This window comes from Marisediminitalea alba, assembly GCF_002993365.1.
In the GTDB taxonomy this organism is placed as follows: Bacteria; Pseudomonadota; Gammaproteobacteria; order Enterobacterales; family Alteromonadaceae; genus Alteromonas; species Alteromonas alba.
Window position 1 is genome coordinate 18,719 of sequence record NZ_PVNP01000030.1, and the last position, 25,226, is coordinate 43,944.

Consider the following 25,226-nt stretch of genomic DNA (forward strand, 5'->3'; position numbering starts at 1 on the left):
CCTTCGGCCAGCTACGTACACGTATGGATTACGTTATGATTAAACAAATCTTAGCTTTGGCAATTTTTTTAAATCTTGTTGGGTGCCAATCGAACAGCCAACAGCCAATAGTTCAGCCTGAAGAAAAAAAGCACATTTGGATTAAATATAAAGAACTAGAGAAAGCATGCAGAGAAAGTACATCGGCTCAATTTACGCTTCTTAAGCGAGAACTTAAAGGTAAATACGTTACCTGGAAAGGTACTATTCAAAATGTTGATCTCAGTTATGACGATACCATTTCGATCTTCATTGACATGGGAACCACGTCTAGTTACGGGTTTATTGATTTCAGTCGAGTAGTCTATCTATACAACCAAACCTACGATGACTATGTGCTTGGTTTTAGGAAGGGACAGCTAGTTGAGTATACAGGGAAAATCGAACTCATAAGTAACTATGACAGAATTTATGGAATGCAGTGCGATGTTCACTTGTCAGACTGGGATATCCTCTGGTCGGAAACATTAAAATAGCAACGGAGCGAGTCAAACATGAATAACGATAACCAAAATAGCATTCTTGAACAGATCGTCTATTCAACTTACGCAGTTCTACAGGACAAAGGGCTCCACCTGAATCAAATCAGGGATGAAGTGATCGAAAACGTTATGGCGAATGCGCCTTATACCTTCCTGGCCAGTGAGCTAAAAACAGAAATGATAGCGGCATTAACAGAAATTGTTGCTCAAATTGAAAAGGACTAATCATGCTTGTTAGGTTTGTAGGCTTCTCTATCGAAGTGCCTGATTCACTGCCACTATCTGAACTAATGGCATCATTAGCTGAGGAAAAAGCCAATTTTGAGCACGTTGATGATATTGGCCGCTTTATGTACGTCGACGATACCAGCAACAGCAAGTATTACCTTGGTTTAATGTTAACGGTTAAAAATCAACGTACTTTCTGTGAGCTTAAGGAAAACGGCGGGGCTCCTAAGATTCAAGTAAACAGTTTGGATGATGATTCCAGGATTACCGAATTCAATTTTTTTGTAATCAATAAGGCTTCGGGTATTGGCTTATATCAGTATTACCATCAGTCCTGTAGTATTAGCCAGGCAATGAAAAGCATGAAAAAGAAATTTTTACGCCTTAAAGACGTAAAAAAGGAAGTAGCGAAAACTACAGCGCAGGATGAAGGCAAATCGGAAGGTGCAGCCAAAAAAGTCGCTGGCAAGAAGTATAATGGTACTTTCAAATGGCAGGTGTTGATTAATAAATCGAGCTTACCCGTTTTATTGGCCGAGATGAAAAGAATTAAAGCGCTTGAGCTGGACTTTGCTTACCTTAAGCCAGAACAAAAAATGTTCAGACCTTTAACAGGTTTCGTGAATAAGCATCGCCGTAAATTTAGCTTTAGCTCTCAAGCGCCACTGCAAGGGTTGATAGATGCCGTTTCCAGTTCGGTAGATGAAGCAGACAGCGAAAGTGGCAGAGTATTTGCGGTTGACGAGAGTGGTATTGACCGTGTTATACGCATTCAGGACCAGCCAGATAGTTTTGGCGAATATGATTACGATGAACTTGCAGCTCAAATTAGCGATCTTACTGTTACCGATTTTGCAAGCAGCTGGGTGACAGATAAACTGATAGAGATTTGCGATGATCATAAAACGATATTTGAGGCGAAAATAAGATGATAATCCGGTTCCTCCTTTGCGCAGTAGTTGCAACACTTACGATTGGTGTTGTGCATTGCTTCGTGACGGATGCGCCAAAATTTATAAAGTTTTATGAAGAGAACCTGCGCGGAAACTTATTTGCCGGTTTCCTGACTGTTGGCGGTTTTCTGCTTTCGTTAAAAACCTTCATCCTGATAAAGCTCAAAGAAAACGTTTACGACCGACCTCAGTATAAAAAACGCTTTGAAGAGATGAAGAAACTTGATGAAAATTTGCAGGTATACGCACCGTTAAGAAATTTAAGTGACTTTTTATTTTGGTCGGTACTGGCCACCATTGGCGCAGCCATCGCCCAGCTCTCGATTGGCCTTATCGGAATTCAGTGGTTTGTTTATGCTGCTATCTGGATTTCGGTATTTGCGCTTTGCATTTTGATTGCATCCTTACTATTGATAAAAACCAGCCTGAATGACTGGTTCAAATTTATTAATGAAGATTCTTAATCTTTCTCAAAAGCCCTCTCAGGGCTTTTTTAGTGTTCAGGCGGTAGCTGTAAGCTTATTTTGGTAAAAATTCCTAAAATCATCTAGAAGTCATTATCAGAAAGTATTTGAATGCTGGTTTGCGTCTGTAATTTAATGCGTTTTTAGAGTGCTTTTAAAACGGTTTTCAACAGCTTTTTAGTTTAAAAACCGGTTTTCCCAAACCTCGTTTTCAAAGCCTTGTAAAAAACTGTTCCGGCTCAGGAAATCCAAACTGCATTAATGCTATCGATGGGCGAATGAGATCGTAAGGGGCAATATCCCCTTTGGTCAGTTTCGTAAACGTTGTAGATGATACTTTTAATATCTCTTCCCAGTCTTTAGGGCGGTCGCTAATTTCCATCATAAAATCGTAATCAAGACGGGATTGCTCCATTGGCGCTTCGACTCGGTTTTTGTTTTTTGGGTACCAGGTTGTTCCATTTATCCATAGCTGCTCTTGCCGCCGCATTGGAATATTCATCACAATGCAAAAAATACCTTCCGCAAACACCTTTTGTTCCTGAGTGAAGTTATCCCTTCCAAGTAAGAAGGCAAATGGGCTGGTTAAATCCAGTCCGAGCTCAACAATATAGTTTGAACGTTTGCCACTGGTTGCACCAATGGCCTCTTTCATGATCTGGATAAATGATCTTAACTGTTGGTGGGTCATGGTGGATGAATCGATACATTGCACGGTCATTTTATTCACTCAAAGCTATTTTAAAGCTTTAATAAAGCATTAAATTTGAATATTGTAAAATAAGTTTTGATTAAAGTGGCTGGCATTGGCATTCGGTTGATAACACATACCGGCCATCATCCAGTTTAAAGATCGTTCTGCCTGGCGCTTCTCTGTCATCACGAACACAAATACCGGTTAATGTTTTGGTAGTGTCGTAGTTAAAGCAGATCCGAAACTTCTTACCGAGCCAGCTACCCTGTTCAGGAAAGTCAGTAAAATTAATTTTTGTATGAGTACCCATTCTGATCTCCAGTTTGATGATTTTTCGCCAATGGTGAATATTTATAAGAACGTTGGTTGTTTTGCTTATTGCTGTGATGACAAAAGGCAAAATTAAAAATACGGCTAACGCAATCAGTACTTCTAGCCCCGTTAAGAATAAGTATTGCACCGTTTACTCCTCACCCCGATTGCCGGTTGAGGTTGATTTGCCTTTGTGCTCCTCGTGAAAGCAGATATGTAGAAACCAAACCATTAAAGCAATGATGTCCATAATTAGTGGCAGTCTGTATTGATGGGAAAGGATTAAATAAATCAGTAGTGTCATTGGTTAGCCCCGGTGCGGTTTGTGAACTTTGAATATTCCCCCTGAAACAACAAATGAGCGGTCCCTGTGGGGCCGTTTCGCTGTTTGCCTATAATAATTTCTGCTTCACCCGGATGTTCTGTTTCCGGGTTGTACACTTCATCCCGGTAAATAAACAGGATCACATCTGCATCTTGCTCCAGCGAGCCCGATTCCCGGAGGTCTGAATTGATTGGTCGTTTATCCTGCCGGTTCTCCAGACTGCGGTTAAGTTGCGATAACGCCACCACCGGTATCCCGAAGTCTTTGGCCATTTCTTTTAGGCTGTTTGAGATTTCGGCGATTTCATCCGCGCGGTTTTTCCTGGTCTCGCTTACCCGCATCAGCTGCACGTAATCCACCATTAGCATGCTGGGCTTACCGTGTTTGCGTATTAGGTTACGGGTGCGGGTACGAATGTCTGAGGGCGTTAGCGCTGCGGCATCATCGATAAACAGGTTGCCCCGTTCTTTGAGTGTGCTAATTACGCTAAACACTCTGGACCACTCTTCGTCATCCATTTTGCCGTTACGTATTTTGGTTAGGTTCACCCGGGCCAGAGACGCCCAGAGGCGCATCATAATCTGCTCTGAAGGCATTTCCAGGCTGTATACCAGCACCGGAGCCTTGCTTTGCATCATGGCGTTCTCTACCAGGTTCATAGCGAAGGTGGTTTTGCCTTGTGAGGGCCGGGCCGCAACCAGTACTAAATCACCTGGGGCCAGTTCGTATATCAGCTCATCCAGTTCGTTAAAACCGGTAGTGAGCCCTTTAGCCGGACCCCGTCCTTCTGCAATGGCTTGTAGTTTGTCGGCAATACTGAGCGTCATTTGCCCGATGCTTTGCATCTTTGTGGCTTCGTGCTGGGCATGGCGCAGGTTAAACAGGGCGGTTTCGGCGCGCTCCAGTATCGATGCTGCAGTAGCGCCCTGGTTGTCGTAGCAAGCGTCTTTAATTTTATTGCTGGCCAGTATCACCTGGCGTTGTGTGGTAAGCGTTTTAATGCGCGTTTTAGCCAGCATGGCTTGCGAATCGTTAATGCGGTTGCGCGCCAGCTGCAGGAGGTAGTCGGTATTACCCGCTTTATCGAGTAATCCTCGTTGTTCCAGGTAGTCGGCCACGGTGAGCGTATCAATGGGGCTGCTGTTTTGGTGCAGGTACCGAATAGTGGTAAATATGTAGCGGTGGGCTGAGAAATAAAAAAAATCCGGCTCTATGCCGTCCAGCAGGTCGTCGTGCTCGGTGGTTACCAGTAGCTCTCCTAATAGCATCTGCTCCGCTGCCATGTCCTGCGGCAACGTATTAGCAGGCACCATGCTAATGCATCTGGCTGTTAGGAATAGTTACCCGCCGTGCGGCCCAGCCTTCATGTTTTAAATCAAACGTGAGCAATGTATTGGCTGTTGCTTCACTTTCAAACACCAGAGCATGGCTAAGGTCGGTGGTGTAAATGGGGCGCAGTCGCTGGGTGATTTTAGCCAGGTAATGCGGCTGGGTTAGGTCAAAGTAGCGAGAGGTAAATTGCTGCAGTACCCAAACTGTTTTCATGATTGGCTCTCCGGCTGGGCTGTAAAAAAAAGCCCCTGGCTGGCCAGGGGCAAATGAGATACACATGTCCAAGGTGCCGGGTAAAAAACTCGTTGAATTTATTAACCAGCCCGGTTAGGTTATTAAAAGAAAAGGCATTTCTACCCCCGGAGTTTTCTTCGGGCGGCACGTTAAGTTTTCTCGGGCCATCATGGCTCCATGAAAACGAAAACCCCCACATTTAAAAAATTACCCATCAGCGAGGTTGTGGCAGATGCCATGGCCACGGTGACCGAGTTTCCCTGGCATGATGTTTTTTTTGCGGGGGAGCATACCGATAACACGGGTAAATCACGTAACTACAGCCGCGAAGACTTGCAGCAGGTAGTGGATAACTTTACCCCCAACAAAGCGCCGCTGGTGATTGGCCACCCCAAAACCAATGCCCCGGCATTGGGCTGGGTAACCGGTGTGCGCCTAACCGACGATGACCGCCTGGAGGTCACCGCCAACAACGTTAACGTGGACTTTGCCAAAGCCGTTGCGGCTAAGTCTTTTCCTAATCGCAGCGTAAGCCTGTATCGCACCGACAAGGGTTTAACCCTTCGCCATATTGGTTACCTGGGTGCAGTTGAACCTGCCCTGGAAGGCTTAGGCTGGCAGTTTAACGGTGCCGATGCCGACCCAACCGAAACCATTGAATTTAGCGCAGAACCGGCTGAAACCATTGAATTCAGCATGGAAATGGAACACCAGCGCACCCTGCTGGATATGTTCTCTAACATGCGTGACTTCTTCATAGAAAAGTTTTCCCAGGAAGACGCCGACCGCGTTGTGCCTAAATGGAGCCTGGACTGGATGCGGGAAGCATTAACCCGCGAAGAGGTGCGCAAAGAGACCCAGGAAGACCCGTTAACCCCCGAATTTTCTAAACCCAAAACTGAGGAGCCTGCAGTGACTAAATACACTCAGGAGCAGCTTGATGCTGCCATTCAACAGGCGAAAGATGACGCCGAGGCCAGCTTTAGCAGTCAACTGAGTGCTGAAAAGTCTCGTGCAGATAACGCCGAAAAGACCCTGGAAGAGCAAGCCTTTGCGGCGCGCGTGGCTGATTGTAAGGCCGTGGTGGACGCACAGATTGCTGCAGGCCACTTAACCCCAGCCACCGCCGCTGGCCTGGCTGAGTTTATGGCCAGCCTGCCCCAAGGCGATGATGCGCATACGTTTAGCTTCAGCAAATCTGACAGCGAAACGGTTGAGCAAAGCCAGTACGACTTTGCCAAGGCGTTTATTGGTGGTTTGGGTGCTAAGTCTCCCCTGGGCGATGATCCAGAGCTGGGCCACGACAAAGACCTGGACGCAAAAGCCGAAGAATATTCAAAGGCACATGGTGTTTGCTACGCAGATGCCGTAATTGCCGTAAGTCAAGGAGCATAACCATGGCGAATTACTTAAACAAAGCACGGGTAGCAATTTTAACTATTAGCGTACAAGCCGCTGCTGCATTGGCGCAGTGCCGTGCTGTTGGTGCAGACGGTAACTACGCCGCTGCCGGTGCTCACATGATGGGTGTGTCCTACAACCCGGCATCAGCTGGTGAACAGGCGGCGGTTGATGTATTGGGTACCGTTCCTTGTGAAGCGGGAGCTGCCATTGCTGCAGATGCTCTACTGGAAGTGGGTACCAGCGGCAAGCTAATCACTAGAACCACCGGCAAAGTGGTGGGCCGTGCGCTAACGGCAGCAAGTGGCGATGGCGCTATCTTCAACGCGTTATTAATTCCGGCTAACACATAAGGAGCAACGAAATGGATCGCGTATCAATTCGTACCGACAAAGTTTTAAGTAAAATTGCGCTGGGCTTTATGGCTCCGGGTTTAGTTGGGTTTGAGCTGTTTCCGCGTGTTTCAGTCGATGAAGCCAGCGGTAAAATCATCCAGTTTGATAAATCGGCCTTCCAGCTGATTAACACGCGCCGTGCGCCGGGTGAAAACACCAAACGCATTAAAGTGGGTTTTGAAAAAGGCAATTACAGCCTGACCAACAACGCCCTGGATGCGCAAATTCCCCGTGAGTGGTTACGTGACCAAGCGAGCACACCAGGTATTAACTTTCAGCGCCAATCGGTTGAAACCGTGATGCAGGTAGAGCAGAACAACCTGGAGTTTGAACAGTCTGGCCTGGCTCGGGATGCCACCAAATACGGCACCAATAACAAAATCACGCTGTCTGGCAGCGACCAATGGAGCGACTACGACAACTCAGACCCACTGAAAGATGTGTCTGATTACAAGGAAGCCGTCCGGGCAGCCACTGGGTCTTACCCCAACAAGATGGTTATACCGGCCTTGGTGCACAAAACGCTTAAGCACCACCCAAAGTTGTTAGCGCGTATGAGCAATAACGACCTGAAAATGCTAACACTTGAGCATTACCGGCAGCTGTTTGAAATTGAAAACATCGTGATTGCACAATCCATGGTGGTTGATGCTGATGGTAATTTTGAGGAGCTGTGGGGCCTGGACGTGATTCTGGCGTACGTGCCCACTGTTATCACCTCTCGCGCCATGCCGTCGTATGGTTACACCTACGTACTCAATGGCCAGCCGCTGGTTGAGCCTATGTGGTACGACAAAGCCACTAAGAGCTGGATTGCCGGTGTGGAATACGAACGCCAGCCGCTGCTCACTGGCATTGCCTCTGGCTTCCTAATTAAGAACGCCGTAGCGAGTTCATAAACCCTGAGAGCGAAGCAAGGACGATAACGGGCCACGGAGTTGGCCCTTTACAGGAGCCTGACATGAGCGAAACAACCCTGTTAACCGAATATGAGTGCGTAGAGCCGGTACAGCATAACCAGGAAAAGTATCTACCTGGTGCACCCATTAGCCTGAGTGGCAAGGACGCTGCGCCTTTGTTGGCCATTAACGCCATCAAAGTGCCTGCAGGCAAAGCTGAGCCTGTGGTGCCACAGCTTTCAACCCTTGAGCAATTACTGACCGTTATCCCCGGTGTTATCGAGGATAAAGCCAATTTAACCAGCAGCGGCTTACCGCTGGTTGAAGCCCTGACTGATGCGGTGGGCTTTGATGTGAGCGCGGATATGCGTAACGAAGCCTGGACGGCATTCCAGGCAAAGGACGCTGAATAGTGATCACGCCTGCAGCGGTTATCGAGCGCATTGGTACCTACGAACTGGGCAATATTCTGGCAGGCCGGGTTGAGGGTGACATTAACACCCTGGCCCTGGTTGCCCTGGCAGAAGGTGCTGATACCAGCAGCTTTACCGCTGAGGAACTTGCCGTGGCTCAAGCCGCTCTGGACCGCCTGGTGTTAGCCATTGATGCCGCTACCCGGTTGATTAACGGCTATGTGGCTAAGCGCCACCCTGCGGGGTTATCGCCAAGCGAAATTGCTAACAGCCCGTTGCCGGATATCGCGTTAGTACTGGTGAAGTACGAACTAATGGTAACAACCGACGAAGACACCCGAAACAATCACAAAGCCGCGATGGCGCAGCTGCGCGACATCAGCAGCGGCGCATTAAGCCTGGGCGCTGATGACCCAGCCAAACCCAGCGATACGCGCCTGGTGGTTGTGGGTGGTAATAGCCGTTTTGATTGGGGTGGGTTCGGCCTGTGAGCGCAACGTTTATTGAGATTAACCTGTCGGGTGATGATGTCTTATCGGTGTTTAACCAGGTAGGTACCTTTAGTCAACAACCAGCGGCCATGCTGGATGAAATAGGCAGTTACCTCGATAGCGATGTGGCAAAACGCTTCTACGAAGGCAAAGCCCCGGATGGCAGCAAATGGCTGGTATCGCAACGGGCCGAAGCCGAAAACGGTAAAACTCTGGTTGATACCTCGATACTGAGCAAAAGCGTTACCCACGAAGTGAGAGCGCAGAACCTGGTTCACGGATTAACCGAAAAATACGCCGCTATACATCAGTTTGGTGGCAAGGCCGGGCGTGGTAAGCGGGTAACAATTCCCAAACGGGAAATTATCGGCATTACGCCTGTACAGCAATCGCGCATCGATAAGATTTGTTTGCGCTGGGTAGAGAGTTGGTTTCCGAAATGAGTACACCCGTTTACAACCTGGATTTAAACGTGATTGAAACGGTGTTAAAAGCCGCTGAATTTAACGTTAAACCGGCTATGAGCATGCCCGCGCTGCTCCGTAGTGCAGTACAGCGTAATACCACCTTCGTTCTGCCATTGGACGAAGAGGCCGAAGACTTTGACGAAATCGGCGGTATTGATGTTTCGCAATACAGCATAGAGCAATTTGCCGTAGTGGGCGTGTTTCGAGCGGCCGGTAGCAACACTGGCAGCGTGGCAGGTAACGAACTGCTGATCTGGCGCGACCAGGTAAAAGCCGCGTTGATTGGCCTGATGATTGAGCCGTTTGAGCCCATCACGTTTCAGGCAGGACGCTTAATCGAGGTGAATAAAGAGACGCAGAATGTGGTGTATCAGCTGCAGTTTAAAACCACGTGCACCGTGGTAACCAATGTAAGGACGTATCCATGACCACCAAAAAACCATTTAAACACCCTGAGCTGCCAGCCGCGCTAAAAAAAGCCGTGGCGGCAGGCTTGCCAGGTGGCCAGTACAGGCTGGACGGCGACAAAGTGAGCCCGGTTGAACCCGATAACAAAGGTGCCAAAGGTACTAAGGAGAAAGCGTAATGGCTATGCGTTGGCGTGAAAAACTCATTTTAGCCGGTGTAGAAAGTACCTATGGTGCGGGCCCGGCAGCTGCACTGGACGCCTCAAATTACATCCGGCTAACAGAGCCCTCTATCGCGTTTGAGAGCGAAAACATTACCGATGAGTCGGTGCGATTTGGTGAAGGGGCGTATGAAGATATCCCGTTTGGTGAGCATATTACCCTCACGTTCCGGGTGCACTTGTTTGGCTCCGGCACCGAAGGCGTAGCCCCGCCGTATAGCGCATTACTGCGAGCCAGTCGCATGACTGAAACGGTTGATGCCGGTGTGAGCGTGGCATACACCCTGGCGTCTGATTTTGGAAGCTCCTTGGCGATGGAATTTCGCATTGGCAATAACCTGCATGCCATTAACGGTGCACGTGGTGCATTTACTATCATATTTGAAAAGGGTATTCCCATGTTGGAATTCACCTTTAAAGGGTTATGGGCCGTTCCTACGCATACCATTGACAGCTTACCTGCAGTCAATAATGCGCCGTGGTTGGGCTTTGTGCCCACAGGCCCAGGACGCACCTCAGCAGTAACGCTGTATGGCGAAACCGTGCGTCCTTACTCGCTTAATTTGAATCCGGGTAACGAAGCGGTGTACGACCAAAGCCTGGTGGATGAAACCATTATCTATTCTGATCGTGATGGCAGTGGCCAAATTCAAATTGAAGCCCCTACGCTCGATACCATTAACTTTTTTGCTCGCCACAGTAACCGCCAACATGGACCGTTAGCCATTACCCACGGTGCTACGGCAGGCAATATCTGCACCATTAGCTGCCCCCGCGTGCAGGTGCAAAAACCGTCTTACACCAACCTGGATAACAACAACGTTGGTTACGACATCGACCTTAAGCTGTTGCCGGATGCCGGTAACGACGAAATTTCACTTTTATTTACATAGGTGACATATGGCGTTTAAACGCAGCGCATTAAAAAACTGGATTATTACCCGCCCGGTAACTCTGTTTGGTGAAAACTCCGTTGAAGTGGATGTGCGGGTTATGCCCAAAACGGATGGTGAGGCCATTATCGCAAAAGGCTCAGATGTTGAGTCTGTAAAGGGCTTTGTATCGGCTATGCGCGGGTATCAGGACGAAAAAGGCAAAGAACTGGGCTTAGAGGGCTTTATTGCTGATCTGGAATCTGGCGTGCTTCCGCCAGCTGCTGCAGGCGGCGTAGCGTCTGTTGCTATTAACGCCCAGTTTGATGCGGCCATAAAAAACTAACGGAGGTTGCCGAAGCCTGGGCAACCGGAGGTAACCAGAACAGCAAGGAACTGGAAGATGACTGGGTATTCTTTGGGGGCGACCTCAAAGACCTGGTTAAACCGGATACCGACATTGAAGTTCATCCTGATAATTGGCTGGCACTACAGGCCATTCGGGTTTCACAAACTCAATGGGTATTGGACAGCAAAAATCGCAAATACGCCCTGGACTACCAGCGTGCAGAAGTCTGTTGGCAAAAACTGGGGTTAATCGTTGAAGGTGACGACTTTTTTAAAGTGCAGCACCTTGAGCAACTGTTACGAGAATCGGTGTAGATGGCAAATTATAACGTAGCATTACGGGTTGGTTATAACGGCAAGGCGGTGAGCGCAGGTGCTGCGCGTAACGCTTCCGATATAAATCGCCTGCAACAAGCTACCTACACCCAAGGGCGTGCCAGCGCCACGGCTGCCGCCCAAAATACAGCGTTAGCGGGTAGCTATCGAGCGCTTGCTGGCGCTGTCAGCTTATATGCTGCAGGCGCGGCCGGTATTAACTTTATCCGCGCCGCATCCGATGCTGAGATGCTGCAACTGAGGCTGGAAAACCTGACTACCAGCGCCTCGCAAAATGCCGAAGCACAGCGGTATTTAGAGGAAGCAGCTGATCGTCTTAATGTGCGCTATTCAGTACTGGCAGACAGCTATACCCGCCTGTTAGTGCTGGAAAAGCAGCGTACCGTTACCGCGACGGAATCCCGCGAAATTCTGGAAGGCATGACCAACGTAGCCCGCACCTTGGGTGCGAGTAATGTGCAGGTTAGCCAGGCCATGTACGGTATGACCCAGGCATTTACCCAGGGCCGCGTACAGGCGCAGGAACTTAACCAGGTAGTGGAACCTCTGCCAGGCTTATTACAAGCCCTGGATAAAGCCGCTGGGGTTGCCAGTGGCGGCTTCCGTAAAATGGTGGTGGATGGTGAAGTCACCAGCCAGATGTTTAAGCGCACGTTAATTACCGCATTGCAGGACTATGAAGGCGCAGCGGAAAATGCCGCTAACACTATGTCTGCCGCGTTTAATGACTTCTTGTCGGAATACGATAATCTGGCCAAACGCCTATCGGCACCGATTAACTCGGCCATAGTGCCACTGGTGACCACAGCAACATCGGCCCTGGAGCTGCTCGGTGATAACGTTGATGTACTGGACGATTTAGCCGTAGCAGCGGGAGTTGTAGCCGCTGTGTATGCTGGACGTTTAACGGGTTCTATTGCGGACGCGATAGCCCGGAAGATGGAATTAGTTGCCGCATCCAATGCAGAAATTGCGGCGAACCAACGCACTGCCGCCAGTACGCTCACGGCCGCTAACACCCAACTTCATTATGCACAGCAGCTGCAGCAAGGTGCTGTGCGCCAGTTGGCCGCTGCAAAAACCGATGCCACCAGGACGGCAGCGGTTAACAATCTGGCGGCTAGTAACGTGCGACTGGCAGCTGCTGAAAGAGCCGCTGCTACCGCAACAACAACCTACGCAGCTGCTGCGAGTGCCGCCACAATTAGCACACGGGCGCTAACGGCTGCTAAGGCGATTCTCGGTGGGCCAGCTGGCATAGCAATGACTGCCGCTCTGGCACTTGGTTACTATGCAACGTCTGCAAACGATGCCTCTTTTGAAACTCAAGAGTTAACGCAGGACGTTACGGACCTCATTGCTAAATACAAAGAGCTTGATCAGACAGGTCGTAAATACGAAATCCTAAATATAACGTCACAGGAACAGAAGTTTCGTAAATCCCTGATAAGTGCGCAAGCCGAACTGACAAAGCTCGAAGACCCCGTTAACCGCATTCTCAAAAAACGGATGTTTGGCGAAGGTGATCCAAACAAAGAACTGCAAGATACCGTTCGTATTAAAGAGTTGAAACTTCAAATTGAAGAGGCGGATAAGCAGCTTAATATTCTAGCGGAAACGAAATCGAAGTTATTCAACGCTACATTACCTGGGGAGTGGTTGCCTGTTGAAGAGGAGTCCAATGCGCCCGCTTCAGTAGATTACTCCAAACAAGTTTCTGACCTCGAAACCTTCCTGGATGGCCAGGAAGGCCGGATTAATGGCAGCTATGTTAAACGCCAGCAAATGCTGGACAAAGCTTATGCTGAGGGCGGTGTAAGCCAGCAAAAATACAATGACCTCTCGACCCGGTTAGAGCTGCAGCGTGATCAGGACATTGCAGAACTGCGTGAACGGGCAGCAGCTGAAGAAGCACGCCGCCAAAACGACATGTATAACGCAGAGCTTAATGCTATGCGGGTTGCACATGAGCAACAACTGGCTGAAATCCAGGGTTTCGAAGATCGCAAAGCTTTACTGCAATATCAGCTACAAAAAACCGCAGCAGACAAGCGTAATGAGCAATTAATTCTTCAGGCAGAAGGTTTTGCCAACCAAAAGGAAAAAGACGACCACGCACGGGCAGAGGCATTGCTGCAGGCTGAAACGCGCCGTACTGGCGAAATGCAGCAACTGCTATTCAGTAAAAATGAATGGGAGCGTAAAAACGAGCTGGAAAAAACCGATGCGGTGTTAGCGATTGGTGAATATGGCTTCAAGCAGGCTGCAGGCCAAAGCAAGAAAGCTTTTGCCATGTACAAAGCTTTTAGTATTGCCAAGGCTGTTGTTAACACCTATGAAATGGCAACAGCATCTTATGCCGCATTAGCCCCAATTAATCCTGTTTTGGGTTTTGCGGCTGCAGCAGCTGCTGTTGCATACGGTTTAAACCAGGTCGCGACAATTAAAAACCAGCAATACAGTGCGGCTTATCATGGTGGTGTTGATTACGTAGCTAATGAGCAAACGGCATTAATACAGCGCGGCGAACGGGTGGTTAGCCCTCGCCAGAACGTTGGGCTCACTAAAGCCATTGACCGCATAAATGGTGGCGATGCGATGCGCGGTAACACGACTAACAACTTCCACTTTTCTCCAACCTTTGAAACCGATGGTAGCCCAGGCTCTATGCAGCAAATCGAATCGCTTGCTGTGCGTTTATTTGCACAGTTTGAAACACAGCTTGCCCGCAAACTGAAATCCGGTACCGGCGAGTTTTACAATGCAGTGAGGGCCGCATAATGATTTACGACCTATTTAGCGCCAAAGCCCCCGCTGATAGCCTGTTTTACATTAAGGCTGGCAGCTCGGTAGAGGACAACCCGTTTAATCCCCGCGTTATCGTAGCCGAGGGCGACGAGTTCTGGGATGGCAAATTAACCTACCGTAACCTCTCCTATGAACAATCGGTTGCCATGCGTACGTTTATAAACAAGCTGCGTGGCCCGGTTGGCCAGTTTTGGTTTAAGGATTATGCGCATCAGCAAAGTAACGCCTGGGGCGGCAATCCGGTTGTGGACGGTAACAACCAGGACGGCACACTTTTAGGCGTTCGCAACCTCACACCCAACATCTTATTGCCGGAGGGCGATCGTTTTCAACTGGGGGATTTTCTGTACGAGCTAACCAGTGATATTGCGGTGGATAGCTCTGGCGAGGCTGAATTGGAGTTCCTGCCTGATATCCGGCTGATACCGTCTGATGGGGATGCACTCATCGTGAATGATCCTAAATGCAAGTGCATGCTCTACGGTGGGCAAACGCCACCACAGCCGTCTAGAGGTAAAGCCGTCTTAACTGATTACGAATTTACATTCCGGGAGAGTATTCGTGATTAGTAACCCTACTATCCTCAATGCCATGAATACTGATGTATCCAGACTGCTGTTTCTGGCTGATATCAACTGGCCTACTGGCCATGTGTACACACATTCCCGCGCTGGTGAAAAATACTGGGACAGCAGGAAATGGATTGGTGTAGGCCAGTTCGCCTCGATCGAGAACGCGTCCAGTGGCGTTCAGCTTGGCGACATGAACATGACACTGCAGACGACTGACTTGGCGATCGTTAATGATGCCATTAAAGACAATGCCGTTGGCCGGGATGTAAAAATCTACCTGGCGTGTACGGACGAACACCGGCGTATTATCGCCGCTGAGCTTATCATTTATCGCTTTATAGGTCGGGTACCCGTTGAAACCGGCCCGGTAAATACAATTCAGCTTAACCTGGTAGGTGCACGCGCACGGTTTAAATCAGCCAAGAAACACCTACGCTATAGCGCTAAGAGCTGGCGCAGAGCATATCCTGACGATAGCTATTGTGATGATGTAGAGGCACTTGCGAGTAGCCCATTAAATACTTATGACGGAAGCAATTCAGTAGGTAGAGGCGGTAGAGGTGATGGAAGCACCACCAATCGGAGGCATCGTTAATGAGACTGCCGGATTGGCTTGATTCCACTAATTCGTATCTGGAAACCTGCAGAACTAAACAGTTTGTTTGGGGAGAGCACGATTGCTGCTTATTTGCTGCAGAGGTAGCTAAGCGGATCACAGGGATTGACTACGCCCAGGATTTTCGTGGCCACTATAGCACCGAGAAAGGTGCTCTGCGGGCTATACGAAAATATGGGGCTGGTAACCTGCCTGACACCGTTAATAAATACCTCGGTGAGCCGGTACCGCCACTACTACTGCGCCGTGGTGATGCTGCGCTAATGAAAGTAGACGGTTTAATTGGCTATGCCATTGGCGTGTGTTGGGTTGGGGGCTTAGTTTATGTTGGTCAGAATGGGCTGGTATCCATGCCACTAAACTATGCCATATGCGGCTGGAGGGTTGGTTAATGGGTACGGTCGCTATTGGCGCAGGGATTATTGCTGCCGTAGGCACAGCTGCTGTCATAACGGTATCAGGGGGAACACTAATAGCAATCGGTGTTGCTACTGCGGCTGTAACCCAACTGGTTATCAAAGAATTAATGCCAGATGTGGCAACCAACGTTAAATCTAACCAGGATATGACTGTGGGTAAGCCAGTGCCCAGGATTGTGGTTGGTGAGACGGTGATTAGTGGTTCCATCATTAAATACGATAAACAGAAAATCGATAAGAAAGAATGGAATCTGTTTTACCTGGCATTAGTACCACACCCGTGCGAATCCGTGTTGCTTTATCAATTAGAAGGCAAGCGAACCTCGGCCATGCTTGGTGAAGGGTACTATATGGAGGCACGTCTGGGCGACCAAACCGGGCCTACAAGCCGTAGCCTGCAAACCATGACGAATGTAGACGGCACATTCATCGGTACTAACGCAACTGATGTGTATTGCGAGTTCGTGGTTGATGGGGAAATCTGGCCGAACGGCATTCAGGATCTCAAGTTTAAAGTGCGCGGCATTCGCTGCTACGACCCCCGCAAGGATGATACGGCCGGTGGAAGTGGTACACATCGCATTAACGACGAGACTACGTGGGAGTGGACGGACAATGCGGCCCTGATTAACTTCTGGTGGAAGCGCTTCAACAACTCGGTTAGTTATTCCGATGAGATGTTCGATATGGCCAATATTGCGTATGAGGCCAATATCTGTGACGAAGTGGTCACGTATACCGACAGTAATGGGGTTCAGCGGACTGAGAAACGTTATACCTGTAATGGCACATTCGACTCTACAGTTGGCCATGAAAGTATCGAGAGCGAGCTGCTAAAGAGCTGTGGCGGCCGCTGGATAGAAAACGCGGGCGGTGGGCAGTTCCGCCTGCAAGTAGCCGCGTATCGTGGTCCGGCCATATTTACCATTACTGAAGCGCACTTGGCCAGCCCGCCACGGCGAACACCTCATACCTCGCTGACCGATAAAATAAACACCATTAATGCCTCTATTGTGGACAAAAACCGCTTTTATCAGGATGCAGATATAACCCCGGTTGTATCGACAAATCTGATAGATAATCGGGACGAAGGCGTTGAATACGAAGACGATGAGCAGCTGCTATTTACCCAGACTGAAAGTATGGGCCAGCGCCTGATGGTGATTAAGCTGCTGCGTAATGCTGCTGGAGACAGCGCAGAGCTGGTATTAAAGCGCTGCTATGCCAATTTTGTTGCGGGCTCGGTTGTGTATTTAAACATGCCTGAGCACCTGCTGGTAGGTAACTATGAAATTGAAAAAAGCGACTTAAACAGCAGCAATGGCCAGGCTTCACTGACCATCAAAGAAACCAGTGCCGAAATGTATAATCAGGCGCAAACCCCGCCAGATTATGACGCGACGCCAAATTTCCAAATCGATAATACCTATGTTGATCCAGTAGAGACCCTGGCTTATACACCAACACCGGAGAGCAGCTTTAGACTGGGTGTATTAACCTGGGACCATCCTGCCTCAGAGAGCGTGGTGCGCTACGTTGTGACCATCGAGGACAACGGTACCGTAGTCAGAAGTGGCGAAACCATAGAGCTTTACTACAACATCACGAACCTACCTGTGGGCAATTACACTGCATTGGTTTATGCCGTTAATACGTTTGGCAAGCCCAGTGACGTTATTAGCCGGACATTTAGTACAGAGGTTCCGTCGACACCAACTGGCCAGATTGGTATTCAGGTTTTACCAGGGCGTGTGATCATCACCGGGCCCACGCTGCCTAACAGTTCATCAACCTACGAGTGGAAATATTACTTTTCAGACAGTTTTGAAAACGCGTTTGAAGGTGGTTTAAATAAGGTTTTAACCGTTACTAACACGCCTTCAGATGGCACATTGTACGTTTGGTACCGGATTGTTGATGGTGACCTGATTGATCCGGGTTGGGTGCCTTTTGCTGTGCCTAATTTGGTGGGGATATCGGCAGATGAGGTAACGCCTGAACTCATAGCGGATATGATCCTGCCAGAGTCCACGTTTTCTATTAAAGATACGTTTGCCAGCATTGCTGCAGACCTCCAACAAGCGAGTAATGAGTACTCAGAAAACAGCGGCAACTATACGTTATTGGCCAGCTCAGTTGTCGAATTGAATGCAGACCTGGGTTTAGTAAAGCTTGATATGCAAACCCTTACTAGCCAAATGTCTGCTTTCGATTCTGAAATAACACTAACCAACTTTTTAAATGCGGGCTTTGGTTATGAGGATGGTAACGGTAATTGGGTGGAAGGCGCAGCTTTTGTAAGGGCTTTTGATGAGAAAAGGATAGAACAACCTGGCGGCAACTATGTTTCAGTGTATGACTACTTTGAGCTGCTGGAGACCCGTACCGGCGATTTAGAAGGTTTGTACCAGTTCGGTATCGAAACCTATAACAGCTTCACCGGTATCGAAATTAAGAATGGCACCAGCAATGTCAGCTCTGTACGACTGTTCATGGATAACCTGGTGTTTGCGGGCAAGGATGGCAGCGTGGGTTATCAATACAGCGCTACGTTGAGTCGACATATCTGGTATGGCGCTAGAGTGTCGATTGGTACCAATGAAATGATTGTTGATGACTCAGAAAACCCATTCGGTCCTGATGGATTAAGCTACTGGCGTGGCACTCCGATTTTGGATTTGGGTGAGCCGGATTTAGCCTTACTCACTAAGGCAAATGCGGATGAATGGAGAACGCCTGACGGTGAATGGTTCAGGAAAGGCGCAGCCACATTGGCTGGCCCTGGACTTAAAATTGTCGATAGTAATGGTGATCCGTTAGTCGAATATGACGCCGTGAACGATACTATCAAGAATTACGGCACGTTCTATGCCGCCAATATCATTGGTGGTTTGTATGGCTCAATCAATAAGACGGTAACGCAACCCGCTAACGCCGTATCGACCACACACCAGGTCTTTTTAACGATCACTGCTACTGGGCAAATTGTCGGTGGAACGTTTGACCGTATCCTAAAATCTGAGCCGCTTAGACTTACTTGGATATCACCTAACAACCTTGACACCGCCACATTTGTGATTGATGTATTGGTCGATGGCGTGGTTGTTGATAGCGCGAGTCAATCTGCATCAGCACCGGCAGGAGCTGATATGTCTGTCACCTTTAGCATGCCAGCGTTCCTGGTTATCGTGCCGGGTAAAACTACCGATACCAGCATTCAGTTCAGAATATCCAGCACTGCGGCCACCGCAGGCCCGACAACCATCACTGGCCAAGCCGATGGCGGCATCGTCAACCTTTCAGTATTTAAAACAGACGGGAGCTTGTCATGAGCACCTACAAACTCTCAGATGTCACCGCATCTTATGGAAGCCAGGTCGTCCAAATAAACAATGCAGATTCAGTGCTAGGCGCACTAAAAGGCTCCTTAGTACAAATTGGTACACAACAGGCCGTGTTCCTTGATGCTGTAGATGTCGAAAATTCTCAATTTTCGCTTACATTCCCCTGGCCTTATCCCGATGCGGTCAATGTGGAGTGCACTATCGCGCCAATATCGAATGTTATTGCATTAATGGATGTGTACGAAAAGGCCAAAACAACACTAGATTTATTATTGGCGCAAACAAATGTTACCCCGCCCACCAGGAAAGTGGCATCTGTCTCTGAAGCTATTTCAATGGTTAACAATGGCGATCTTTCAGATGGTGACGAGTTTTCCACCACCGCATACCGTGACGGATGGGCGGCTCAAACTGAAGCGCCAAAGGGTGGAAATAGCTATCAGGTTAAAGAATCAACTAGTTCAGGGGCACGGCCCGCGCATGATGGCGGTGAAATCATCCATGTGGGCAGTACCGAGTTTTATTTGTTAGGGCTGTTCCCAACAGATCCTACACCACACCAATTTGGTGCATACGGCGATGGTGCCAACTTAGATACTGTTGCATTGCAAAATTGGTTAGCGTACAGCGTTAAAACCGGTGTAGGACATGTACCGAAGGGAGAGTTCCTGTATGACGCTGAGTTAGGTTTGATTGATAAGCCCGTGAGTATTTATGGTGCCGGTAAAACACAGTCTTTATTCAAGGCACTTCCTACTTTTACTGGGTGGACAATAAGAATTAGAGAAACCGGCTTCGTTGTTTCTGGGTGGAACAAGGACCAGACAACATATGATTTTAACGGCGAAGTGAGTGGGGTTAATTTTTCTGAATTCGCGCTGTCGGGCAATAGAGGTAATGGCTCTTCTCAGGGTGGAATTCTGTTTTTAGACAGAAATGACAACGTTAATTTTAATTCGGTCTGGATCCATCATTTTTCAGCTGGCGGGTTAATCATAGGGGTTCGAGATATTCGGGCATCAGCCTATATACGAGAATCCGAATTCTATGATCTGCAGGTTCGTATGTGCGGTGATAGAAACAACCCAGCAATGATCTTATCGTCAGACGGTACTGGGGACGCAACCAATCAGGTTAACTTTTACGGATTGAAAGTGGTTTGGTCACACGGTGAAGGTCTGGTAATCATGAATGACAATACCAATATCGCACTGCGCCGCGTTTATTTCTTTGGTTGTATGGTCCACGGCCAGGAAGGAAGCCTTCTTGAAGGCCGAAATCAAATCACAATCAAAGGGAGCGTTAACCTAGTTTCGTTTTACGGATTACGTATTAACGCAACGGAAATTAACTCGTATTCAATTAGCCTTGAGGGGCATAACGGCCTATACCCTACCGCCATTACTGCTGATATCGACATTACAACCGGTTATGGCGGCGGCATTCAGGTATTGGGTGGTCGGAATCACCGTTTCAACGTGAAAGGTTTGTTTGTTGACGGCTCAGAACTCAGTATCGGCGTTGATGTTGATGGTCCGATAGAAATGCTGGGCGCAATTAAAGAAGACTGGGAAATCGTTGGTGATGAAATCGCGATTGGTAAATGGGTTAGTAGTTACCTCAGCGAACCTGGCCTACCGGCTCGATTCGACGTGATTGCCGTAGGCTTAGAATCGGCAGTACAGCCTGAAATCCACGCGTTTCGAGGGAACCCGCACGCTAAACTGGCCTCGCCTGCTGGTTCCGTTATTTTAAACCGTACCGGTACACCAGATAAAAACTGTGACTCGATGTACTCGAAGGTGTCCGGTGATGGTAAATCTGGTTATTTCCCTGTTCAACTTTGCTTAGGTGGCACCACTGCAGAACGTCCTGTAGAGCCAACACTCGACCAGATATTTATAGATCACACATTAGGCTATGTCATTTATTGGGATGGTACAGAATGGCGACCAGCATTTAACCTGGGCGGGAGTGATTTACCAGACCTGACTATTGATGTGAACTCATTAGATTCCATCGGCTATTCATTTGCTGCGGATGCATCCACAAACCTACCAGGTTCAGGTGGCTATTTCATTCACACCTGGGGGGCAAATGGTGAAGTTAATAACTCAGTTCACTTTGCTGCCAGACAAGGGCCGGTAAATGAGGTTCACGTACAGACAATTGATGATGACACCCCAAATGGGTGGAGCCAATTACATCATACGGACAATCTGGTATTTGCACAAAATAACGGTACTTCATCGGTAGCCAATAACGGCACCACGTCGGGTGCCAATCTCAATCCGTCGAAATCAGGTAACTGGCGAAACGTTTCTGGCAACTCTCTTGCAGTGGGTGCGTATGGCCTGTGGATGCGGGTTTAATCGTAGATAACTTTAATCACTATAGGTGGCGAAATGATAGTTAAAGATTTAGTTGAAAGCATTGTCCCCGACCTGGTGCCAGACTTGGGAGACAAGCCGGTCTTACGATTATTCCCGTTAATTATTACCGATGATGAGCGTGTAATTATAACTGATAATGAAAACATCCTAGTAGTGGAGAAATAATATGGCGGCAGTACAACAAACAATTACAGTCGGCAGTGATAGCAATGTTCCTGCCACAAAAATGCAGGGTTTTACTGATGAAACGATGTTCAACGCCTTAAGCAAAGCCAGACAATTGCAAACCTCTAAGCCTGGGGCGACTGCAACCAATAGAGCGGATGCGCAAGCAAAAATTACTGGCGGGTATGTTGAAGTCGGAGACTTGGTGTATATCGAAACGCGACAGGCTAACTACCGACTAAAAGATGCAGGAAGTGCCGGGTTAAGACCTGTTGATAACGGCGGGAGCGTTCTGCATGTCGGCTCAGCGGGTCTGTACCTGGAAACTAACTTTATCTATTCACCCTCACCGGCTCAATTCGGTGATGAAGATGATAAAACCACAACACAAGCCATGCAGGCGTTGTGGGCATGGGGCTCAGCCAATTTACGGGGGATTAATCTCGAAGAAAAAGAATATGTCATTACTGCACCTATCGGTAAGTTCACCAAAGCACTGACGGTAAAAGGTGGCGGGCCAACAAAATCTGTGATCAAGTTGGCAGCAACGATGACTGGGTGGGCAGTCGATTTTAAAGAAACCGGTTTCGTTGTGTCAGATTGGACGCGCGATGATGACACGATAACTTACAATGACGAAGTTAGCGGCGTTACGTTTAAAGATTTTTCAATCGTCGGCGATAGAAGCCAAGGCTCTGCGCAGGGTGGTGTTAGGTTTTTCGACAGAAACGATAACATTCACACAAACGGTTTCTGGGTACAGCACTGCTCATTAGGTGGATTTGCATGTGGCTTTTTAGAAGACAGAACAGTTGGTTATATTCGTGAATCTGAATTCTATGACTTGCAAATTAGAATGTGTGGGGACCGGACAAACCCCGCAATGTACATCGGTTCGGCAGGTACCGGCGATGCAACCAACCAACTTGATTTCTATGGATTAAAAGTCGTTTGGCCATTTGGGACCGGATTGTTAATGGAGAACCTGGCAACGAATAATAATATGCGCAGAGTCTATTTCCATGGGTTTATGCTGCATGGCCAAGAGGCCCCCGTGGGTACCGGCAAAGATTTATTGGCTATAGTCGGTAACATCACAAACGTTCGATTTAATAGTTTTCGGACAAACGCCGCTGAGTCAGGCGGTTTTGGCATGGCAATACGCGGTGATGGTAACGGCAACTACCCAACCGGTGTGAAAGCGCAAATATGCACCACGAACGCTCACGGCGGCGGCATTAAAATAGAAGGTGGCCGTAACCATGTTATTGAAGTGGATAGCATGTTCACGAATGAAAATGAACTGGAAGTCGATGCGGCAGTAGATGGTTTTATCTCGATTACTGGCATTAAAGACGGTTGGAATATGGTCATTGACCCTGTTGTCGAGCGAAAGTGGCTATCAACCTACTACAGTGAAAGCCAGATCCCTGCCCGCTTTGAGCGTATCAAATTAGGCTCAAGTTCTGAATATCAGCCTGAGTTCATTCCTGGTGTTGGCTCTCCGGAAGGTAGTGTTATTGCACCAGTTGGTAGTATTTTTCTCAATCGGCAAGGTAGTGCAGAAAAAAACTCTGATCAACTGTGGATGAAATTTTCCGGAAGTGGAGCATCAGGATGGTTTCCCGCACAGGCAATTGTTAGCTCAACAACAGCTGAACGCCCAGCCAGCCCTACTGATGGGCAAATGCTAATCGATAAGACGCTAGAAATGCCTATTTGGTATATAAATGGTGCGTGGCGAGATTCTCAAAGTAATTTAGTTTAGACAAAAAAAGAGATTCAACATGACTTATTCAACTACAACACACCAGGGTGTCGTAGTCGAAGAATACGTAACTGGCCGCATTCTTCGGATTACCCATGAAGGGCAAAGTTTTAAGTTCTTTGCACAATCAGAGGGGACATCCGGAGTGGCCATTTACATAGGTCATGGAGCATTAACAGCGGCCATAAAACGTGCCATTAGGGCATGGGCCGCCGAACGCGGAGTTACTATAGGTAGCTGGGGCCGAGACAAAGACTTAAATACAGCAATAAAGTTATAGGAGCACGATATGCAGAATTTAATCAATCAACAAGAACTACCAGATGACGGCGGTGTGAAATTAGTGAACATTGACCCGAAGAACGGAACATTCAATATCTATAAACGTAATCCAGATGGCAGCTACCCTTCCGCACCGTATAAGACGGTTGATAACACGTCTGAACCGAAAGATACGATCTTCTATGCTCCCACCCCAAAGGGACTTATTTGGAAGGTTGAGCTGCTGAGTGGAGCTGAGGCTAGTTTCACACGGCATGCAACTCGAAACGCGTAAACAAGCAGGATTTAAAACCTATTGTAATACTTTTTAAATCCTGCCGCCGCACTACACCAGCTCGCCATCCATGCCTCGCGTTCATCACTTGTCGAATGCCACCGGCATTCGCCATGCTTCTACGAAGCACCGTTCTTCACCCCCATGTGAGAGCTTTCTTATACCATTCCATCTTAATATTTGGTCAGTAATGCCCAGTCTCTCGAACACATATTCATGATTCGCTTAGTGTCATCGACGAAATCGTTCCAAGCTGTGGTACATGCATCAACGATATCTTCGTATCCCTGGAAGCATCTGTTCGCTAAATGATGTTGCCGTATCCAACTCCACACCTGCTCTATGGGATTCAGTTCAGGAGAATAGGGTGGCAGTTTCATAATTGTCAGGTTTTCAAAGTCATCGGCTATATCATCGGTATGCCAACCAGCACCATCCATCACCACCACGGCATGGCGCCCCGGTTTTGTTTTCTGTGAGATTTGCATCAGGTGTTGACGCATGATGTCTTTGCTCACATAGGGCGAAATGAACGCTTCGGTGTCGCCAGTAGCTGGACATACCGCGCCAAACAAATGTGCATATTCAAATTGCTGTTGCTTCACAACTCGTGGGCGACTTCCCGTTGGGGCCCAAATGCGCGTTGTCGTGTTTTGCTGGCCAAAACGAGCTTCGTCCTGGAACCAAACATCTATGCGATCCAAGGCGAGATGCCCCGGAGTGTTAAGGATCGTTTCCAGTAGGAAGTTTTTTATATGCATCCTGGACGCCTGTTTGTTGTTTAGGATGTCGAGAACGACTCGTTATCCAACTAAACCCCAACGATTTTAACAGCTTATAGATTGCATTATGATGGTAGGTAACGCCAAATGTTTGCTCAATATAGGCTAAAATACTTTCCCCGGTAAGCCTACCTCCTTCATGTTTATCCTGGCTATGCTCTTCGATGTATGAACAGAGCGTTTGCTTTTGCCGTTCTGTGAGGTAGCAAGTTCGACCTTTTGCCTTTTTGGATTCCAGACCTTCAAGGCCATTGGTAAGGTAATTGGATACCCACAGATTCACACTTGTCCTACTGACTTTGAGTATTTCAGCGATATAAGTGCGGCTCTTGCCGTCAAGAAAATGAGAAAGGGCTAAGAAGCGTATACGCTTCCGACTATCTTTTTCAGATTTTGAAAGGGCGAGCAATTGCTCTGATGTATATTTCAAACTAAATGGACTCAGGAATGTAATGTGGCAATTAGATCACAAATCTAGATGGAATGGTAT

At 48.1% G+C, this 25,226-nt stretch carries 29 protein-coding genes; 24 read left to right on the forward strand and 5 right to left on the reverse strand.

Annotation, left to right across the window (positions count from 1 at the left end):
- Window positions 1-35: 35 nt before the first annotated feature.
- Genes C6Y40_RS03770 through C6Y40_RS03785 form a run of 4 tightly spaced genes read left to right on the forward strand, consistent with a single transcriptional unit; the run spans window position 36 to window position 2,166 of the window.
- Window positions 36-515, forward strand: coding sequence for a hypothetical protein (locus C6Y40_RS03770; RefSeq protein ID WP_146129488.1), 480 nt, complete (start codon window positions 36-38; stop codon window positions 513-515).
- Window positions 516-533: 18 nt separating this feature from the next.
- Window positions 534-746 carry a hypothetical protein gene (locus tag C6Y40_RS03775; RefSeq protein WP_105933413.1) on the forward strand — a complete coding sequence of 71 codons (213 nt, stop codon included), beginning with the start codon at window positions 534-536 and terminating at the stop codon, window positions 744-746.
- Between the two features lie 35 nt (window positions 747-781).
- Window positions 782-1,681: a hypothetical protein gene (locus C6Y40_RS03780; protein ID WP_146129489.1), complete on the forward strand. Its 900-nt coding sequence runs from the start codon at window positions 782-784 to the stop codon at window positions 1,679-1,681.
- Window positions 1,678-2,166 carry a hypothetical protein gene (locus C6Y40_RS03785; RefSeq protein ID WP_146129490.1) on the forward strand — a complete coding sequence of 163 codons (489 nt, stop codon included), beginning with the start codon at window positions 1,678-1,680 and terminating at the stop codon, window positions 2,164-2,166. Before C6Y40_RS03780 ends, C6Y40_RS03785 begins: the two co-directional genes overlap by 4 nt.
- A 211-nt stretch (window positions 2,167-2,377) precedes the next feature.
- On the opposite strand, the gene C6Y40_RS03790 is transcribed toward C6Y40_RS03785, so the two are convergent.
- The 4 genes from C6Y40_RS03790 to C6Y40_RS03805 form a co-directional block, all read right to left on the reverse strand.
- Window positions 2,378-2,896 (reverse strand): hypothetical protein, encoded by a 519-nt coding sequence (locus tag C6Y40_RS03790; protein WP_170308403.1) that lies wholly within the window; start codon window positions 2,894-2,896, stop codon window positions 2,378-2,380.
- 61 nt (window positions 2,897-2,957) lie between these two features.
- The gene (locus C6Y40_RS03795; protein WP_105933437.1) at window positions 2,958-3,170 is read right to left on the reverse strand and encodes a hypothetical protein; all 213 of its coding nucleotides are present in this window, start codon (window positions 3,168-3,170) and stop codon (window positions 2,958-2,960) included.
- 302 nt (window positions 3,171-3,472) lie between these two features.
- Window positions 3,473-4,810 carry a replicative DNA helicase gene (gene dnaB, locus C6Y40_RS03800; RefSeq protein WP_105933417.1) on the reverse strand — a complete coding sequence of 446 codons (1,338 nt, stop codon included), beginning with the start codon at window positions 4,808-4,810 and terminating at the stop codon, window positions 3,473-3,475.
- 1 nt (window position 4,811) lies between these two features.
- A complete protein-coding gene (locus C6Y40_RS03805) occupies window positions 4,812-5,042 on the reverse strand; it encodes a hypothetical protein (RefSeq protein WP_146129491.1) in 231 nt (76 codons plus the stop codon).
- 198 nt (window positions 5,043-5,240) lie between these two features.
- Here C6Y40_RS03805 and C6Y40_RS03810 point away from each other — a divergent pair, with 198 nt between their 5' ends.
- The 20 genes from C6Y40_RS03810 (at window position 5,241) to C6Y40_RS03900 (ending at window position 23,954) form a co-directional block, all read left to right on the forward strand.
- Window positions 5,241-6,458 carry a hypothetical protein gene (locus tag C6Y40_RS03810; protein ID WP_105933419.1) on the forward strand — a complete coding sequence of 406 codons (1,218 nt, stop codon included), beginning with the start codon at window positions 5,241-5,243 and terminating at the stop codon, window positions 6,456-6,458.
- A gap of 2 nt (window positions 6,459-6,460) precedes the next feature.
- Complete coding sequence (locus C6Y40_RS03815) at window positions 6,461-6,817, forward strand: capsid cement protein (protein WP_170308404.1); 357 nt, start codon at window positions 6,461-6,463, stop codon at window positions 6,815-6,817.
- A gap of 11 nt (window positions 6,818-6,828) precedes the next feature.
- Window positions 6,829-7,758: a hypothetical protein gene (locus C6Y40_RS03820; protein WP_105933420.1), complete on the forward strand. Its 930-nt coding sequence runs from the start codon at window positions 6,829-6,831 to the stop codon at window positions 7,756-7,758.
- Between the two features lie 62 nt (window positions 7,759-7,820).
- Entirely contained in the window at window positions 7,821-8,171 is a 351-nt protein-coding gene (locus C6Y40_RS03825; protein WP_105933421.1) for a hypothetical protein, read from the forward strand.
- Entirely contained in the window at window positions 8,171-8,662 is a 492-nt protein-coding gene (locus C6Y40_RS03830; RefSeq protein WP_170308405.1) for a phage protein Gp36 family protein, read from the forward strand. Before C6Y40_RS03825 ends, C6Y40_RS03830 begins: the two co-directional genes overlap by 1 nt.
- Window positions 8,659-9,105 (forward strand): phage virion morphogenesis protein, encoded by a 447-nt coding sequence (locus C6Y40_RS03835; RefSeq protein ID WP_170308406.1) that lies wholly within the window; start codon window positions 8,659-8,661, stop codon window positions 9,103-9,105. Before C6Y40_RS03830 ends, C6Y40_RS03835 begins: the two co-directional genes overlap by 4 nt.
- Window positions 9,102-9,557, forward strand: coding sequence for a phage tail terminator protein (locus C6Y40_RS03840; RefSeq protein WP_105933424.1), 456 nt, complete (start codon window positions 9,102-9,104; stop codon window positions 9,555-9,557). Before C6Y40_RS03835 ends, C6Y40_RS03840 begins: the two co-directional genes overlap by 4 nt.
- On the forward strand, window positions 9,554-9,715 hold the full coding sequence (locus C6Y40_RS24680; protein ID WP_170308407.1) for a hypothetical protein: 162 nt from the start codon (window positions 9,554-9,556) through the stop codon (window positions 9,713-9,715). Before C6Y40_RS03840 ends, C6Y40_RS24680 begins: the two co-directional genes overlap by 4 nt.
- A complete protein-coding gene (locus C6Y40_RS03845; RefSeq protein ID WP_105933425.1) occupies window positions 9,715-10,650 on the forward strand; it encodes a phage tail tube protein in 936 nt (311 codons plus the stop codon). The genes C6Y40_RS24680 and C6Y40_RS03845 overlap by 1 nt, the downstream gene beginning before the upstream one ends.
- Before the next feature lie 7 nt (window positions 10,651-10,657).
- The gene (locus tag C6Y40_RS03850; protein WP_105933426.1) at window positions 10,658-10,975 is read left to right on the forward strand and encodes a hypothetical protein; all 318 of its coding nucleotides are present in this window, start codon (window positions 10,658-10,660) and stop codon (window positions 10,973-10,975) included.
- Between the two features lie 179 nt (window positions 10,976-11,154).
- The gene (locus C6Y40_RS25110) at window positions 11,155-11,292 is read left to right on the forward strand and encodes a hypothetical protein (protein ID WP_420836924.1); all 138 of its coding nucleotides are present in this window, start codon (window positions 11,155-11,157) and stop codon (window positions 11,290-11,292) included.
- Window positions 11,293-14,094, forward strand: coding sequence for a tape measure protein (locus C6Y40_RS03860; protein WP_105933428.1), 2,802 nt, complete (start codon window positions 11,293-11,295; stop codon window positions 14,092-14,094).
- A complete protein-coding gene (locus C6Y40_RS03865) occupies window positions 14,094-14,690 on the forward strand; it encodes a hypothetical protein (RefSeq protein ID WP_105933429.1) in 597 nt (198 codons plus the stop codon). Before C6Y40_RS03860 ends, C6Y40_RS03865 begins: the two co-directional genes overlap by 1 nt.
- A complete protein-coding gene (locus C6Y40_RS03870; RefSeq protein WP_105933430.1) occupies window positions 14,683-15,288 on the forward strand; it encodes a hypothetical protein in 606 nt (201 codons plus the stop codon). The genes C6Y40_RS03865 and C6Y40_RS03870 overlap by 8 nt, the downstream gene beginning before the upstream one ends.
- The gene (locus C6Y40_RS03875; protein WP_105933431.1) at window positions 15,288-15,701 is read left to right on the forward strand and encodes a DUF6950 family protein; all 414 of its coding nucleotides are present in this window, start codon (window positions 15,288-15,290) and stop codon (window positions 15,699-15,701) included. Before C6Y40_RS03870 ends, C6Y40_RS03875 begins: the two co-directional genes overlap by 1 nt.
- Window positions 15,701-19,060, forward strand: a complete 3,360-nt coding sequence (locus C6Y40_RS03880) for a phage tail tip protein J-related protein (RefSeq protein WP_105933432.1) — start codon at window positions 15,701-15,703, stop codon at window positions 19,058-19,060. The genes C6Y40_RS03875 and C6Y40_RS03880 overlap by 1 nt, the downstream gene beginning before the upstream one ends.
- Window positions 19,057-21,444 carry a hypothetical protein gene (locus tag C6Y40_RS03885; RefSeq protein ID WP_105933433.1) on the forward strand — a complete coding sequence of 796 codons (2,388 nt, stop codon included), beginning with the start codon at window positions 19,057-19,059 and terminating at the stop codon, window positions 21,442-21,444. The genes C6Y40_RS03880 and C6Y40_RS03885 overlap by 4 nt, the downstream gene beginning before the upstream one ends.
- Before the next feature lie 33 nt (window positions 21,445-21,477).
- A complete protein-coding gene (locus tag C6Y40_RS24685) occupies window positions 21,478-21,630 on the forward strand; it encodes a hypothetical protein (protein WP_170308408.1) in 153 nt (50 codons plus the stop codon).
- Window position 21,631: 1 nt separating this feature from the next.
- Complete coding sequence (locus C6Y40_RS03890) at window positions 21,632-23,398, forward strand: hypothetical protein (protein ID WP_105933434.1); 1,767 nt, start codon at window positions 21,632-21,634, stop codon at window positions 23,396-23,398.
- Between the two features lie 289 nt (window positions 23,399-23,687).
- The gene (locus C6Y40_RS03900; protein WP_105933436.1) at window positions 23,688-23,954 is read left to right on the forward strand and encodes a hypothetical protein; all 267 of its coding nucleotides are present in this window, start codon (window positions 23,688-23,690) and stop codon (window positions 23,952-23,954) included.
- A 173-nt stretch (window positions 23,955-24,127) separates the two neighbouring features.
- Here C6Y40_RS03900 and C6Y40_RS03905 read toward each other — a convergent pair.
- A protein-coding gene (locus C6Y40_RS03905) for an IS630 family transposase (RefSeq protein WP_105932858.1) occupies window positions 24,128-25,145 on the reverse strand; the annotation gives its coding sequence in 2 pieces (ribosomal slippage) (window positions 24,128-24,700 and window positions 24,702-25,145; 1,017 coding nt in all).
- Between the last annotated feature and the right edge of the window lie 81 nt (window positions 25,146-25,226).

Bases quoted from the DNA above. Each gene is read 5' to 3' on its own strand.
- C6Y40_RS03770 (WP_146129488.1), top strand. From the start codon at position 36: ATGATTAAACAAATCTTAGCTTTGGCAATTTTTTTAAATCTTGTTGGG.
- C6Y40_RS03775 (WP_105933413.1), top strand. From the start codon at position 534: ATGAATAACGATAACCAAAATAGCATTCTTGAACAGATCGTCTATTCA.
- C6Y40_RS03785 (WP_146129490.1), top strand. From the start codon at position 1,678: ATGATAATCCGGTTCCTCCTTTGCGCAGTAGTTGCAACACTTACGATT.
- C6Y40_RS03795 (WP_105933437.1), bottom strand. From the start codon at position 3,170: ATGGGTACTCATACAAAAATTAATTTTACTGACTTTCCTGAACAGGGT.
- dnaB (WP_105933417.1), bottom strand. From the start codon at position 4,810: ATGGTGCCTGCTAATACGTTGCCGCAGGACATGGCAGCGGAGCAGATG.
- C6Y40_RS03805 (WP_146129491.1), bottom strand. From the start codon at position 5,042: ATGAAAACAGTTTGGGTACTGCAGCAATTTACCTCTCGCTACTTTGAC.
- C6Y40_RS03810 (WP_105933419.1), top strand. From the start codon at position 5,241: ATGAAAACGAAAACCCCCACATTTAAAAAATTACCCATCAGCGAGGTT.
- C6Y40_RS03815 (WP_170308404.1), top strand. From the start codon at position 6,461: ATGGCGAATTACTTAAACAAAGCACGGGTAGCAATTTTAACTATTAGC.
- C6Y40_RS03820 (WP_105933420.1), top strand. From the start codon at position 6,829: ATGGATCGCGTATCAATTCGTACCGACAAAGTTTTAAGTAAAATTGCG.
- C6Y40_RS03825 (WP_105933421.1), top strand. From the start codon at position 7,821: ATGAGCGAAACAACCCTGTTAACCGAATATGAGTGCGTAGAGCCGGTA.
- C6Y40_RS03840 (WP_105933424.1), top strand. From the start codon at position 9,102: ATGAGTACACCCGTTTACAACCTGGATTTAAACGTGATTGAAACGGTG.
- C6Y40_RS24680 (WP_170308407.1), top strand. From the start codon at position 9,554: ATGACCACCAAAAAACCATTTAAACACCCTGAGCTGCCAGCCGCGCTA.
- C6Y40_RS03845 (WP_105933425.1), top strand. From the start codon at position 9,715: ATGGCTATGCGTTGGCGTGAAAAACTCATTTTAGCCGGTGTAGAAAGT.
- C6Y40_RS03850 (WP_105933426.1), top strand. From the start codon at position 10,658: ATGGCGTTTAAACGCAGCGCATTAAAAAACTGGATTATTACCCGCCCG.
- C6Y40_RS03860 (WP_105933428.1), top strand. From the start codon at position 11,293: ATGGCAAATTATAACGTAGCATTACGGGTTGGTTATAACGGCAAGGCG.
- C6Y40_RS03865 (WP_105933429.1), top strand. From the start codon at position 14,094: ATGATTTACGACCTATTTAGCGCCAAAGCCCCCGCTGATAGCCTGTTT.
- C6Y40_RS03875 (WP_105933431.1), top strand. From the start codon at position 15,288: ATGAGACTGCCGGATTGGCTTGATTCCACTAATTCGTATCTGGAAACC.
- C6Y40_RS03880 (WP_105933432.1), top strand. From the start codon at position 15,701: ATGGGTACGGTCGCTATTGGCGCAGGGATTATTGCTGCCGTAGGCACA.
- C6Y40_RS03885 (WP_105933433.1), top strand. From the start codon at position 19,057: ATGAGCACCTACAAACTCTCAGATGTCACCGCATCTTATGGAAGCCAG.
- C6Y40_RS24685 (WP_170308408.1), top strand. From the start codon at position 21,478: ATGATAGTTAAAGATTTAGTTGAAAGCATTGTCCCCGACCTGGTGCCA.
- C6Y40_RS03890 (WP_105933434.1), top strand. From the start codon at position 21,632: ATGGCGGCAGTACAACAAACAATTACAGTCGGCAGTGATAGCAATGTT.
- C6Y40_RS03900 (WP_105933436.1), top strand. From the start codon at position 23,688: ATGCAGAATTTAATCAATCAACAAGAACTACCAGATGACGGCGGTGTG.